Here is a 351-nt window from a genome sequence, read left to right as displayed (position 1 = left end):
CGAACAACAACGCAGGCGTTCTGGCCATCGTTAATGACAACGACACAGCCAATGATGCATCCAATGCAGCAGACACAGCTGGTACAGCCATCGAAAGCGCAGCAGTTATCGATGCACGTGCACTGAGTTCCACAAGCCGCTTCAGCTACAACGGCGAAGAAGGTGCAAGCCGCACAGCAGACCGTATCATCTTCTCTGACGCGAACTTCAATGGTACACACGCCATCAACGGTGGTGCAGTTGACAACAACACGACTAACCTGAGCCAAAAGAACGACGACGTGATCGAACTGCGCAATGCAACAAACGCAGCCATCGGTGACTTCAACGGTATCAGCAACATCGGTAACA

At 52.1% G+C, this 351-nt stretch carries 1 protein-coding gene; it reads left to right on the top strand.

The window, feature by feature from the left end; genetic code table 11:
* On the top strand, positions 1-351 hold a 351-nt coding region (locus H8L47_RS29265), incomplete at both ends, for a hypothetical protein (RefSeq protein ID WP_186957344.1).

The sequence above is a fragment of the Undibacterium umbellatum genome, from assembly GCF_014284125.1.
GTDB classification, from domain to species: Bacteria; Pseudomonadota; Gammaproteobacteria; order Burkholderiales; family Burkholderiaceae_D; genus Undibacterium; species Undibacterium umbellatum.
Note: the sequence above shows the minus strand (reverse complement) of the source record. Positions and strands in the feature narration are given on the sequence as shown.